Source organism: Ensifer adhaerens (assembly GCF_000697965.2).
GTDB classification, from domain to species: Bacteria; Pseudomonadota; Alphaproteobacteria; order Rhizobiales; family Rhizobiaceae; genus Ensifer; species Ensifer adhaerens.
In genome coordinates, this window is record NZ_CP015880.1 from 3,923,852 (window position 1) to 3,936,842 (window position 12,991).

A 12,991-nucleotide genomic window follows, 5' to 3' on the forward strand; every position below is an offset into this window, starting at 1 on the left:
TCGCCGCAAAGCGGGAAATGAAGGCTTCGTTCACTATAAATCGGCCTATTCGGCCCTTGCCTCGGCCTCGACCAGCGCGCCTGCATTCGGCATCTGCGCGCTCTTGAGTTCGAAGCTCTCGCGCTCGGCCGCCGGCACCTCGTCCCGCTTCCTGAGCCTTGCCAGCACGAAGAGCGCATAGAGCGCGGCAACCGCCATCGCCGCATAGATGAAGGTGCGCGGCCCGAAGACCGGCATCAGCACCGTCACCATCAGCGGCACCACCGTGGCGGCGGCCGACCAGGCGACCAGCATGGTGCTCGCAAGCGGCACGAAATCGGCCGGATCCGTCCGGTCGTTGGCATGCGCATTGGCAATCGAATAGACGGTCTCGACCGCGCCGGCAAAGAGCGCGAAAACCAGCATCAACAGGATCAGGTTGCTGAACGTGGCCGAGAGCGCGAGGAAGCCGGCGACGAGGATCAACAGGCAGGTGCCGATCAGCACGAGCCGGCGGTCGATCCGGTCCGACAGCGTTCCCATCGGATACTGGATGGCGATCAGCCCGAACTGCATGACGAACATCAGGTTGGCGACATCGCCTTGGCTGACATTGTTGGCGGCGGCGTAGATCGGCGTGAAGCCCTGCACCACCATGGAGAGGCCGCCGGCGGCAAGCACGCCGATGAAGGCGACCGGCGAATTGCGCCAGACCATCGGGATATCGATGCTGACCTTGGCGGGCGCGGGCGGCGTCGGCAGCCGCGTCAGCCCGATCGGCAGGAGCGCAAGGGCGGTGAAGAAGATGGTCACGAGTGGCGGCAGGTTGCCATCGGCGGGGATCTGCCCGAACAGCCAGGCGCCGGTGCCAAGGCCGATGACATAGGCCATGTAGAACAGTGCCATCGCCTTGCCGCGCCAGTGGTTCGCGCTTGCGTGGTTGAGCCAGCTCTGGGCGATAATGAAATTGGTGTTGCCGGATGCACCGTAGAGACCACGGGCCAGCACCCAGACAAGTGGATGCATGCCGAGCGCGATTGCCAGGGCCGAGAGGATGACGAGCGCCATCGAGCAGGAGAAGGCGCGCGCATGGCCGACGCGGCGGATCATCGGCCCGGCGATGACGCAGCCGACCAAGCCGCCGAAGGCGATCATCGTCACCGCTGCCCCCGGCACCCAGTCCGGCGCGTCGGAACGCGTCAGCGCGAAGGGCACATAGGCGAGCATCATGCCGTTGCCGATCGCCACGGCCGTCATCGAGGCAACAATGCTGGCGATCGAGGTCAGCGAGGAGGGCTGTTTGGTCATGTGCAACCTGTGAATGGGATCCGCGCAGGGCAAAGCGCGTGAGAACTATCTAAAGTATTGAAGCGTAAGCATTTCTCGATTTCGTCGGTTCGGCCGACACCATAGCCGAAAGACTGGTGTCGCGCTGTCGCCAAAGCGGCATCGCATGCCCATATTTTCAGTTCCAGCAGACTTGACTCCATTATATGAGAAATGCAATCTCAAATAATGGAAAACCCAACCGACCCTCTTGAACACGCGATCGGCGAGCGCGTCCGGGCGTTACGCCTCAAGCAGGCGCTGACACTCGATGAACTTGCCTTAAGCTCCGGCGTCAGTCGGGCGATGATCTCGCGCATCGAGCGCGGCGAGGCGAGCCCGACGGCGCAGCTTCTGGCGAGGCTGTGCAGCGCGCTCTCGACCACGCTTTCGGCGCTTTTTGCCTTCGAGGCGAGGGTGGCGTCGCCGGTTGCAAGGCGTGCCGACCAGCGCCTCTGGCGCGATCCGGAATCCGGCTATCTGCGCCGCTCCGTCTCGCCGGATGGTCTTGGCTCCCCCGTCGATATCGTCGAGGTCGAGTTTCCGCCGGGTGCGCGCGTCGTCTTCGAGCGGCAACCGTCCGACCGGGGCATCACCCAGCATCTCTGGCTGTTTTCCGGGCGACTGGAACTCACGACCGAATCCGGCTCCCATTCGCTCGAAGCCGGCGACTGTCTGTTCATGGGCCTGGAGGCGGGCCACATCTTTCACAATCCGCACGATGAGCCGGCACGCTACGCCGTCGTCCTCTGCCGCACCAAGGCTTGACCATGTCCGATCTTCGTATCCGCCTGCTTGATGAAAATGGAGCTGTGACCGCCATCCCGGCGCTTTCGGATGTGCTGTCCGATTGCGTGGAAGGTGGCGCGTCGGTCGGTTTCATGCAGCCATACCCGCCGGAAAGTGCGCGTGGCTACTGGCAGGGAGTTGCCGGAGCGGTCGCGGTCGGCGACACGCTGCTGATGGTGGCGGAGGAGGCGGGCCGCATCCTCGGCACGGTGCAGGTGGGCGTCGCGCAGATGCCGAACCAGCCGCACCGCGGCGACCTGAAGAAGCTGCTTGTGCACCGCGACGCCCGCGGCAAGGGCGTTGCCCGGCGGCTGATGGAAGCGGTCGAGCGCGAAGCGGCCGCCCGCGGCAAGACCCTGCTGGTGCTCGACACCGCCACCGGCAGCGAGGCCGAGGCGATCTATCCCCGTCTCGGCTGGGAACGCGTCGGCGTCATCCCCGACTATGCCATGTGGCCGGAAGGCGGCCTGTGCGCCACCACGTTCTTTTACAAACGGATCGCTGCTTAGGGGTGACCGCAGCACGGTGGCCGGCTGCCTCAGTCGTCTCCCTTACCCCAATTGCCCCCCCCATCGGGTTTAACCCGAGGACTCACCCTCTCCCGGCAGGCCGGAGACGTGTACGATGCGTCGGCTGACCACTTCACGTACGCCTGATTGGAGAGACCGCGAGCGTGCGACGTATGGGGAGCGGGTGCCGCGCGTCTCCTTCGCCCCGCTTGCGGGGAGAAGGTGGCCGGCAGGCCGGATGAGGGGCGAGCCCTCACCGGGCGGATGAGGGGCAGGTTGCCAAGCCTGAAACCGCGGGTAGGGTACCAGCACCCTTCCGTTGCCTCTTCAGGATACGTTCATGCACATCTTCTACTCCGAGGACCACAAGCTCCGTGACGCCAAGACCGAGCTGTTCGGTGGCGAGCTCGTTGCGCCCTTCGAGGCGCCGTTCCGGGCCGAGTGGATCCTTGCGGCGGTGAAGGAAGCGGGGTTTCGCGATGTCGTTGCCCCCGACCACCATGGCCTCGACGTCGCCCTCAAACTGCATTCGCCTGACTATCTCGACTTTCTCGAAACCGCCTGGTCGCGCTGGGTCGCCGACGGCTATCGCGGCGAAGCGATCGCCACCTGCTTTCCGGCGAGGCGCATGCGCCAGCATCCGCCCCGCGATATCGATGGCGCGCTCGGCTACTATTCTTTTGCGGCGGAAACGGCGATCACCGAGGGTACCTATGCCGCGGCGCGGGCGGCGATGGACTGCGCACTTTCTGCCGCCGACCATATCCATGCCGGAAACCGTGCGGCGTTCGCACTCTGCCGTCCGCCCGGCCATCATGCGGCTATCGACCTTTATGGCGGCTATTCCTTCATCAACAATGCCGCCTGCGCCGCCCAGCGCCTGAGGGATCAGGGTGCCGCCAAGGTGGCGGTGCTCGACGTCGACTTCCATCACGGCAACGGCACCCAGGACATCTTCTACGAGCGCAACGACGTCTATTTCGCATCGCTGCATGGCGATCCCGTTGACGCCTTCCCCTATTTCCTCGGCTTTGCCGACGAGGAGGGGGCCGGCGAGGGGCTGGGCACGACGAAAAACTACCCGCTGCCGCGCCGCACCGGTTACGACGTGTGGTCGGCCGCCATGGCCGACGCGCTTGCCCGTATTGCGGCCTTCGGCGCGGAGGCCATGGTCGTGTCGCTCGGCGTCGACACCTTCGAGCGCGATCCGATCTCGTTCTTCCGGCTGACATCCGACGATTACATCCGCATGGGCGCGGCGTTGAAGCGCACGGGCTTGCCGGTGGTCGTCTGCATGGAGGGCGGTTACGGCGTGCCGGAGATAGGGCTCAATGTCGCCAATGTGCTGAAGGGACTTTCCGGCTGACGGCGCCGGCGCGAGTAAAAGCGCGATCACCGCTATTGACCTCAACTTTACTTGAGGTCGTACGACTGCTCCTGTTCAAAAGAGACGAAGAGGAAAGAGCAATGAGCAGCCAATCGAAGCCGGCCGTCGTGGCGCCGCTTTACCGTATCAATAAGTACACCGTGCCGCTGGAAGCACGCCAGCAGTTCGTCGAACTCGTCGACAAGACGCTCGCAGTCATCCGCAAGCAGGACGGCTATGTGAAGGACCTGTTTCTGGAGCAGCACGCCGGCCCCGGCCAGTTCGACTTCATCACCCTGATCGAGTTTGCGAGCGCCGACGTCGCGCCGAAGGTCGCGGCCGCCCTCGTCGAGTTCGACCGCCAGCTCGGCCTTAACCGCGAGGCGCTGATGAAGACACTCGGCATCCGCACCGACTTTGCCAGCTACCGGGCTTTCGGCGGTCTGGCTGCCTAGAGCAATTCCAGGAAACGTGTACAGCGGTTTCGGTCCGGAATTGCGTGCCACAGATGGTCAGAACGAAAAGGCCCGGCAGTTGGCCGGGCCGATCCACACGCCTGATGAGGTGTCAGGAGACGAAGAACGACGACAGGCCCTGACCGGCGGCAAAGGCCATATAGGCAAGCACGGTGAAGTAGACCGTGGTCGCGATCAGGAAGAGATAGCCCCCGGCCACCATCAGTCCGTCGCGCTGAATGATACCGAGCGAGAGTAAGAGGATCGCGATCCCCGGCAGCGTGTTCGACAGCGGGATCAGGCCGAGCGGGAACATCAGGAGAATGCCGCCGGCCATGATCATCAGGCCGTTGAATCGGTTCATCAGCGCGCCCTTCGTCAGGAAGCCGAGACGCGGACGGACGTAACGATCCAGCTTGGAAACGAGATTCGCGCCTTTCTGCAGCGTCGGCACCAGCTTCTCGGTTTCGATCCGGCGATCGAGAATGCGCTGCGGCATCCACGGCAGGCGATTGAGCGTGACCGATACGGAAATCAGGATGATCGCTGCGCCGAAGACGGTGCTGACGCCCGGGATCGACACCGGCAGCAGAAACGGCAGCGTCAGCAGGGCGCACAGCAGCAGGAAGCCCTGTTCGCCGATTTCCGTCATCAGCTCGCGTAGCGTGATCGTCTCGCCGCGGATCGAGGCAATCATGCCGTTGAGCGTGTCGCTGAGACTGCGTTGCGTGTCGCCGAACTCGATTGCCATTGGAGCTTGCCTCTCTTTTCTTTGGTGCCCGTCCTATCAAGAGCGTGTGAAGGATCGGTTTATGTGTGCCCTGATGGCCACGCCAGCCGCTGGCGAAGCTGGATTTGCCGGTAAACCTTGGCGTGAATGGGACGCCTCTTCATCTTCCTGCCGCAATCGCTAGTATGAAGCAACTTCGAGCACCAATGGGGACAACTGATTCCATGATCAAGAAATGCGCCATTCTGGCTGTCGCGGCCATCTATCTTTCGGGATGCACCACCACCGATCCCTATACGGGCGAGCAGAAGATGTCGAACACGGCCGGTGGCGCGCTGATCGGCGCAGGCCTCGGCGCGGCGACCGGTCTGCTGGTTGGCGGCAGTGCCGCAGGACGGCGTGACTCCGCACTCGTCGGCGCCGCGATTGGCGGTCTCGGCGGCGGCCTGATCGGCAACTACATGGACAACCAGGAAGCCGAACTGCGCGCCCAGTTGCAGGGCACCGGCGTATCGGTCACCCGCGCCGGCGACCGCATCATCCTCAACATGCCGTCCAACATCACGTTCGCGACCGACCGCGACCAGGTGATCCCGGCTTTCTACGACACGCTGAACTCGGTGGCGATCGTGCTGCGCAAGTTCAACAAGACGATGATCGACGTCGATGGCCACACCGACGCGACCGGCAGCGCCTCCTACAACCAGGGCCTCTCCGAGCGCCGCGCCGCTTCGGTCGCCAACTACCTGGCGGGCCAGGGCGTCGACCAGCGCCGCATGTCGGCCATGGGCTACGGCAAGGAGCGTCCGATCGCCTCCAACGGAAGCGAAGCCGGCCGCGCGCAGAACCGCCGCGTCGAAATCTCGATCGCGCCGATCAAGGCCTGATCGGCCGAAAGCGACCGCTTGCAATCGAAGGGGCTGCGCCGCAAGGCGCGGCCCTTTTCATGCCTTGCCGGGCTAGAAACGGTAGCGCAACAGGCGGCCCATCCGGCGCAGCATCGGCAGGGCGCTGACGACATGCGCCGCTATCCGCGCCATCGGCGACAGGCGTGCGACCTGGCCTGAATCATACTCGCTGATCTCGTCGAGCAACGTCAGCCCGGGCACGTCGCGTTCCAGCGTTTGCGCGTTTTCCAGCCCCCAGCGAAGCTCCGCCCCCGTTGCCCGCAGCGATGGGCTCAGCCGCAAAAGCTCGATACCGAGATGGCTGTAGGCGTCAAAGACGATTTCCCCGCCGGCAAGGCAGGAGGTCAGCCGTCGCAAGACGTCGCGGACCTCGTGTTCTGAGAGATAGGGAAACACGCCCTCGGCGACGACGATCGCCGGGCGGTCCGCCGGAACGAGGTCGATCCACTCGCGCTCCGTTATCGAGGAGGCGATCGTCGTGCAGCCGGCGCGCGCCGGGAAAAGCTGTCGCCGCAAGGCGATCACATCGGGAAAGTCGACATCGAACCAGCCGACGGACGCGGGCGGATCGAGCCGCAATATACGTGTGTCGAGACCGCAGCCGAGGTTGAGCACGATTGCGTCCGGGTGGCGCCCGATAAAGGCGCGCGCCCAGCGGTCGAGCATATGGGCGCGCACGGCAATGCCGATGGTCATGTCGTGGCCGGCATCGGGCGGTTTCGGCCTGCCGGCGAGCCGCCGCATGAGATCGGCGGCAAAGTGATCGTTGAGCAGGGAATCCGGGAACGCGCTCTCTGCGGCTTTGGCCTGGAGCGTGACCAGCAAGGTCTCCCGTACGCCGTGAAGGCCGATCTCCTCGGCTTCCATCCTCTCCTCCCAAGGGCGTGATGCACCCCGCCGCACAGCTTGCATTTTGCAGGCCCTCCACCCCGGGGAAGGCCCGCAAAGGCGCCTATTTCGCCGTTCGGCGCGCCCGCCAGACACGTCCGGCTGTCAGAACGGCCAGCGCCGGCATCAGCGCAAACAGCCAGAAGAGCCAGCGTGTCGCCATCGCCACGCCTTCCGTCGACGGCGTTTCGATGCCGGCGAGATTGGCGGTAAGCCCGGCCAGCGCCGCGCCGAGTGCTGCGGCGAAGAGCTGGACCGTGGTAATCGAGCTCGACGCCTTCTCCGCTTCGCCTTCCGGCGCAAATTCATAGACGGCCGTCACGATGTGCGGCCAGGCAAAGCCCATGCCGAAGCCGACCGCCATGATGCCGAGGCTGAGCGGCGCGGCGATCACCATGAATTCCGATCCTGCCATCGGCATGAACAGCGCAATCAGTGCCAGGCCGACAAAGCCGAAGGCCGGGCCGGCAAAGATCGTCTGCTTTGCCCTTTCCCCATGCCAGTGGGCGCTTGTCATCGACCCGGCGGTCCAGCCGATCGACATCAGCGCCGCAATGTAGCCGGCTACCAGCGGCGACAATCCGTGCAGCTCCTGCAGGAGGTACGGCACATAGATTTCCGGCTGCAGGCCGACCATCAGCAGGGTGATCGTAGCATAAAGGGCTGCCAGCGGGGAGGTCGGGGTGAAACTGCCGGAGGGGAGCAGCTTGCCGGTTGCCCGCTTCTCGACGACGAGCAGCGCCAGGAACATGAATATCGCCGCGCCGACGCAGCCTACCTGCGCCGCCGCCGTGGTCAGCGTGCTGGCGATGGAAAGCGCAAGCACGATGGCGACGAGCAGCGTCAGTTGCACCAAGGGAAGCGGCGTGCGTGCGCCTTCGCCGGCAGCCTTGCGCGGCAAAGTCGAGAAGGCGAGGGTCGCCAGCAGCGCCGTCAGCGGCAAGAGCGACCAGAAGGCGACTCGCCAGGTGGAAAACTCCGCGAACATACCGCCGATCGCCGGACCGACCAGCGTCGCCGTACCCCAGGTGGCCGAAATCAGGCCGATGGCGCGGGTCCAGAGCTCTGGCCGGAAGACCTCACGGATCACGCCATAGGCAAGCGCATAGAGCAGCCCGCCGCCGAAACCCTGGATCGCGCGGCCGGCGAGCAGCATCGCCATCGAGGGGGCCGCAGCGCAGAGGAGTGTGCCCAGCCCGAAGACCAGCGCACCGATCGCATAAGCGCCGCCGGCGCCGACGGCACCAAGCAGCCGGGCCGACAGGGCCGCGCCGAGGATCGAGGCGGCGACGAAGACGGTCGTGCTCCAGGCGTAATATTCGAGCCCGCCGATCTCGCGCACGATCGACGGCATGATCGTCGTCACGACGTAGATGTTGAGCGCGTGCAGCGCGACGCCGCCGCTGAGCACCAGCGAATGCACGGCGTTCCCGCCGGTCAAAAGCGCGCGCCAGCCGGTTTCCTGGTGGGCTGCGGATGTTTTTTCGAGCATGTCAGTACCTCATGCAGCGGTATTGCCGAAAACGTGCGACCGGCCTGGCCGGTGGGGAGGATCACGTTTGCAAGGGCGATGCCGCCAGTATCAGTGGAGCGCAGCCTCGCCGAAATGCGTGAGCTTGTCCGGGTTGCGCATGATGAAGATGTCGTTGACGTTTCCGTCGCCGTCATAGCCGAAGGCGACGGTTGCCGCGATCTCGTTTTTCGCTTCGTCCCGAAGCACGATGCCGCGGCCGCCATTGATGTCGCCGATTTCCCAGACGTAATGCGACCAGTATTCGGTAAGCCGATCGATGATGAAGGCGAGCACCGTCTCCTTGCCCGAGAGCACTCCGAGCACGGTCGCCACCTTGCCGCCGCCGTCGGCTGTCAGCTTCACATCGGCCGAAAGCAGGGCCGAGAGGCTAGCGACATTGCCGCCGTGGATTGCCTGGTGGAAGGCCGAAAGCAGTTCGTCCTGTCGCTCACGCGGCGTCTGGTGCCGGGCTTTTTCGAGCCCGATATTGGTCTTGGCGCGCGACACCAGCTTGCGGGCGGCGGTTTCCTGCATGTCGAGCGTTTCGGCCACTTCCTCATAGGGCTGGCCGAAGATCTCGTGCAGCAGATAGGCGGCGCGCTCCTTCGGTGTGAGCCGTTCGAGCATCAGCAGGAAGGCCGTCGTCAGTGAGGATGTCAGCGCAAGCTTCTCCTCGGCATTGTCATCGCTCGCCGTATGGATCGGCTCCGGTAGCCATGCGCCGACATAATCGATGCGCTTGCGGTGCGCCGCCTTCAGGAGGTCGAGGCAGCGCCGCGTGCAGGCGGTCGTCAGCCACGCCGCCGGCGTTTCGATCGTTGTCCGGTCGACCTCCTGCCATTTCAGGAACGTATCCTGCACCGCATCTTCCGCATCGGCACGCGAGCCGAGGATGCGGTAGGCAAGGCCGAGAAGGCGCGGGCGCGCCTCCTCGAAGATCTGCATGTGCTGCCGGTCGTTCATGTCAGTGCCTCGAGATCTGGATGCGGTTCCAAAGGTTGATCATCGCCACCGTCGCGGTGATGACGCTGATCTCCTTTTCGCTGAAATGCTGGCGCAGCTCGGCGCGAAGCGGCGCAAAGTCGGTGCGCGGCTCGAGTTCGGTCAGAGCTTCGGTCCAGGCAAGCGCTGCCTTCTCGCGCGGCGTGAAATCATTGACCTGGTCCCAGACGATGATGCGGTCGAGCCGCTCGTTGCTCTCGCCCTCGGTGCGGGATTCCTTGGTGTGCATCTTCACGCAGAAGCCGCAGCGGTTGATCTGTGAGGCGCGCAGCTGCACGAGATTGTGGATCGTGCGGTCGAGCCCGTGCAGGTCCATGGTCTTGTGCACGTCGGCGAGCGCGCCGAGCACGTCGGAGATTTCCTGTTCGTAGCGGACGGCCTTGGTATCGGTCATGGTCTCAACTCCATCGTTGTCGTGTTGCTTATGACCAATTGACGATCGACGCCGGACAGCTGTGACGCGGGCACGATGATTTTTCTCGCAGGATGCGAAGAAAAATGCATGAGCTGATTATTTTGAAGAAGTTTCAATAATTTGGAGAGTCGCGATTTCTCGCCGTGCATCAGGCTTTCGGTGGATAGCTGTGCTCGCCGCCGCGAAAATCCGTGACGGTGTAGCAGCCGCCGCCCTCGTCCGCGATCGAGGCAGCGCTGATCACCGCCTTGCCGTGCCCGCCGGGAATGTCGAGGATATAGGTCGGCTGGCAGAGGCCGGAGACGCGGCCGCGCAGGGCGGCAACCAGCGCCTGGCCTTCCTCGATCGTCAGGCGAAAATGGCTGGTGCCGGGGGCGAGATCCGGGTGGTGCAGGTAGTAGGGCTTGATCCGCGTTTCGACGAAGGCGCGCATCAGGCTGGCAAGCACCTCGGCATCGTCGTTGACGCCCCTCAAGAGCACCGATTGGCTGATCATGACGATGCCGGCATCGATCAGGCGGGCAGAGGCGGCACGCGCCTCGTCCGTCAGCTCGCGCGGGTGGTTGGCATGCAGCGCCACATAGGTCGCCTTGCCGCTGGCTTTGAGTGCAGCGATCAGGTCGGCGTCGATGCGTGCCGGCTCGACCACGGGCACGCGGGTGTGGAAGCGGACGACCTTTACATGCGGGATCGGCTTCAGCCGTTCCATGAGTTCGGCGAGCCGCCGCGGGGACAGTACCAGCGGATCGCCGCCGGTGAGGATCACCTCCCAGATTTCCTCGTGGCTTGCGATATAGGCGATCGCGGCATCGAGTTCGGCTGGCGTCAGCGTGCCGAGCCCTTGGGGCCCGACCATTTCGCGGCGGAAGCAGAAGCGGCAATAGACCGGGCAGACATGCACGGCCTTCAGGAGCACCCGGTCGGGATAACGGTGGACGATGCCGGTCACGGGACTGTGCGGCTTGTCGCCGATCGGGTCCTCGCGCTCTTCGGGTAGCAGGGTCAACTCGGCGGCATCCGGCACGAACTGCCGTGCAATCGGGTCATTGGGGTCGTTGGGATCGATGAGACCGGCGATGACGGGGCTGATCGCAACGGCATAACGCTCGGCAACGGCGGCAACCGCCGCCTCCTTGGCGCTGTCGATGAGGCCTGTTTCGACCAGTTCGCGTGCGGTCTTGATCGGGCGGTGCGCGTTCACGCTCGTGTCTCCGCCACTGGCGCCCAGAGCACCTGGTCGATGCGTGAGGCTCCGGTTGCGAGCATCACCAGCCGGTCGAAGCCGAGCGCGATGCCGCTTGCCTCGGGCATGATCGCGAGCGCTGCAAGAAAATCCTCGTCGAGCGGATAGGTCTCGCCGTAAACGCGGGCCTTCTCCGCCATCTCCATTTCGAATCGACGCCGTTGTTCCGGCGCATCCGTCAGCTCGCCGAAGGCATTGGCAAGCTCAACGCCGCAGGCATAGAGCTCGAAACGTTCGGCAACGCGAGGGTCGCGTGCGGCAGGACGCGCCAGTGCCGCCTCGGCGGTTGGATATTCGTCGAGGATCGTTGCGCGGCCGAAGCCGAGGTGCGGCTCGACCTTTTCGACAAGCACCCGGCTGAAAAGATCGGCCCAGGTGTCGTCATGGGCGACCCGAAGGCCGGCTGCCGCCATCGTGGCAGCCAGATGGTCGCGGTCGGTCTCGCCATTGGCGGCGATCGAGGCCAGCAGGTCGATGCCGGCAAAGCGCTCGAAGGCGTCCGCCACGCTGAGGCGCTCCGGAGCGGCGAAGGGATCGCAGGCCTGCCCCTGGAAAATAAACTGCTTGGTGCCGGTGGTTTCCGCCGCAAGCGCCAGGATCTCGGCGCAGTCGCGCATCAACGCCTCGTAGCTTTCGCCGGCGCGGTACCATTCGAGCATGGTGAACTCGGGGTGATGAAGCGGCCCGCGCTCGCGATTGCGGTAGACATGGGCAAAGCAGGCGATGCGCTCTTCGCCGCCGGCCAGCAGCTTCTTGCAGGCAAATTCCGGCGAGGTGTGCAGATAGAGCGGATGGTCGGTTCCGTCGTGGTTGAGCGCCTCGGTCGCGAAGGCATGCAGGTGCGCCTCGTTGCCGGGCGAGACCTGCAGGGTCGCGGTGTCGACCTCGATGAAGTCGCGTGTCTCGAAGAACCGGCGCAATACCGATTGGATCCGGTTGCGGCCGAGAAGAAACGGGCGCCGGTCGGCATGGACATCGGGTGTCCACCAGGGTGAGGCATGCGACATGATCGGTTCAGTCCAGGCTTTCTTCGTGCAGATACCGGCTCAGGCTGGCTATTTGCGCGAAATTAGGGTAGTGGCGGCGCGAAATCCTTCTTTCCGCGTCCTTCAGGGCCCGTGTTTCCGGCCCGCGGTGTCGCGCATACCTCTGTTACAAGGAAGACTAATGGTCAAGGTCATCGCTTCATCTGTCCGTAAGGGCAACGTTCTCGACGTCGACGGCAAGCTCTATGTCGTGCTTACCGCCCAGAACTTCCACCCGGGCAAGGGCACGCCGGTCACCCAGGTCGACATGCGCCGCATTTCCGACGGCGTGAAGGTCTCCGAACGCTACCGCACGACCGAACAGGTCGAGCGCGCCTTCGTCGAAGACCGCGAGCACACCTTCCTCTATGAAGATGCCGAAGGCTTCCACTTCATGAACCCGGAAAGCTATGACCAGCTGGTCATGACCACCGAGGACATCGGCGATCTCAAGGCCTACCTGCAGGAAGGCATGGCCGTCATTCTTTCGATCCACGAAGGCCTGGCGATCGCCATCGACCTGCCGCGCCACGTGACGCTCGAAATCACCGAGACCGAGCCGGTCGTCAAGGGCCAGACGGCTTCGTCGTCCTACAAGCCGGCCATTCTGTCGAACGGCGTCCGCACGCTGGTTCCGCCGCATATCCAGGCCGGCACCCGCGTCATCATCGCGACGGAAGACGGCTCCTACGTCGAGCGCGCCAAGGACTGAGGCATCGACCAGGTCAGTTTGGACGGGGACGGCAGCGAAGGTTGCCGTCCCCGTTTTCGTTTCGGGCAGACCGCATGAGCAACCAGAAATTTAAGGGGCGCATTTCGAAAAACGGGTGCTAGGATGCGGCG

Annotated in this window: 14 protein-coding genes; 6 read left to right on the plus strand and 8 right to left on the minus strand. The window is 64.3% G+C overall.

Annotated features, from left to right (window positions below):
- Nucleotides 1-45: 45 nt before the first annotated feature.
- On the minus strand, nucleotides 46-1,287 hold the full coding sequence (locus FA04_RS19000; protein ID WP_034804697.1) for an MFS transporter: 1,242 nt from the start codon (nucleotides 1,285-1,287) through the stop codon (nucleotides 46-48).
- A 207-nt stretch (nucleotides 1,288-1,494) separates the two neighbouring features.
- Between FA04_RS19000 and FA04_RS19005 the strand changes: the two genes are divergently transcribed.
- From FA04_RS19005 to FA04_RS19020, 4 genes are all read left to right on the plus strand, one after another.
- Nucleotides 1,495-2,073, plus strand: a complete 579-nt coding sequence (locus FA04_RS19005) for a helix-turn-helix domain-containing protein (RefSeq protein WP_177235726.1) — start codon at nucleotides 1,495-1,497, stop codon at nucleotides 2,071-2,073.
- A gap of 2 nt (nucleotides 2,074-2,075) precedes the next feature.
- The gene (locus FA04_RS19010) at nucleotides 2,076-2,603 is read left to right on the plus strand and encodes a GNAT family N-acetyltransferase (RefSeq protein WP_034804683.1); all 528 of its coding nucleotides are present in this window, start codon (nucleotides 2,076-2,078) and stop codon (nucleotides 2,601-2,603) included.
- 340 nt (nucleotides 2,604-2,943) lie between these two features.
- Complete coding sequence (locus FA04_RS19015) at nucleotides 2,944-3,969, plus strand: histone deacetylase family protein (protein WP_034804680.1); 1,026 nt, start codon at nucleotides 2,944-2,946, stop codon at nucleotides 3,967-3,969.
- A gap of 101 nt (nucleotides 3,970-4,070) precedes the next feature.
- Nucleotides 4,071-4,424 (plus strand): hypothetical protein, encoded by a 354-nt coding sequence (locus FA04_RS19020; protein WP_051659684.1) that lies wholly within the window; start codon nucleotides 4,071-4,073, stop codon nucleotides 4,422-4,424.
- A 112-nt stretch (nucleotides 4,425-4,536) separates the two neighbouring features.
- Here the strand turns inward: FA04_RS19020 and FA04_RS19025 are convergent, their stop codons facing one another.
- On the minus strand, nucleotides 4,537-5,175 hold the full coding sequence (locus FA04_RS19025; RefSeq protein ID WP_034804677.1) for an exopolysaccharide biosynthesis protein: 639 nt from the start codon (nucleotides 5,173-5,175) through the stop codon (nucleotides 4,537-4,539).
- A 203-nt stretch (nucleotides 5,176-5,378) separates the two neighbouring features.
- Between FA04_RS19025 and FA04_RS19030 the strand changes: the two genes are divergently transcribed.
- Nucleotides 5,379-6,041 carry a YiaD family glycine zipper/OmpA-like lipoprotein gene (locus FA04_RS19030; RefSeq protein ID WP_029742421.1) on the plus strand — a complete coding sequence of 221 codons (663 nt, stop codon included), beginning with the start codon at nucleotides 5,379-5,381 and terminating at the stop codon, nucleotides 6,039-6,041.
- 72 nt (nucleotides 6,042-6,113) lie between these two features.
- Here FA04_RS19030 and FA04_RS19035 read toward each other — a convergent pair whose 3' ends face one another.
- From FA04_RS19035 to epmA, 6 genes are all read right to left on the minus strand, one after another.
- Nucleotides 6,114-6,929: a class I SAM-dependent methyltransferase gene (locus FA04_RS19035; RefSeq protein ID WP_029742422.1), complete on the minus strand. Its 816-nt coding sequence runs from the start codon at nucleotides 6,927-6,929 to the stop codon at nucleotides 6,114-6,116.
- Between the two features lie 85 nt (nucleotides 6,930-7,014).
- Nucleotides 7,015-8,442: an MFS transporter gene (locus tag FA04_RS19040; RefSeq protein ID WP_082572888.1), complete on the minus strand. Its 1,428-nt coding sequence runs from the start codon at nucleotides 8,440-8,442 to the stop codon at nucleotides 7,015-7,017.
- A gap of 90 nt (nucleotides 8,443-8,532) precedes the next feature.
- On the minus strand, nucleotides 8,533-9,426 hold the full coding sequence (gene sigJ, locus FA04_RS19045) for an RNA polymerase sigma factor SigJ (protein WP_034804673.1): 894 nt from the start codon (nucleotides 9,424-9,426) through the stop codon (nucleotides 8,533-8,535).
- A gap of 1 nt (nucleotide 9,427) precedes the next feature.
- Nucleotides 9,428-9,859, minus strand: a complete 432-nt coding sequence (locus FA04_RS19050) for a carboxymuconolactone decarboxylase family protein (protein ID WP_034804671.1) — start codon at nucleotides 9,857-9,859, stop codon at nucleotides 9,428-9,430.
- Between the two features lie 169 nt (nucleotides 9,860-10,028).
- Nucleotides 10,029-11,081, minus strand: coding sequence for a lysine-2,3-aminomutase-like protein (locus FA04_RS19055; protein ID WP_034804669.1), 1,053 nt, complete (start codon nucleotides 11,079-11,081; stop codon nucleotides 10,029-10,031).
- On the minus strand, nucleotides 11,078-12,130 hold the full coding sequence (gene epmA, locus FA04_RS19060) for an EF-P lysine aminoacylase EpmA (protein WP_034804667.1): 1,053 nt from the start codon (nucleotides 12,128-12,130) through the stop codon (nucleotides 11,078-11,080). The genes FA04_RS19055 and epmA overlap by 4 nt, the downstream gene beginning before the upstream one ends.
- A 160-nt stretch (nucleotides 12,131-12,290) precedes the next feature.
- Between epmA and efp the strand changes: the two genes are divergently transcribed.
- A complete protein-coding gene (efp, locus tag FA04_RS19065; protein WP_029742428.1) occupies nucleotides 12,291-12,860 on the plus strand; it encodes an elongation factor P in 570 nt (189 codons plus the stop codon).
- Nucleotides 12,861-12,991: the final 131 nt, after the last annotated feature.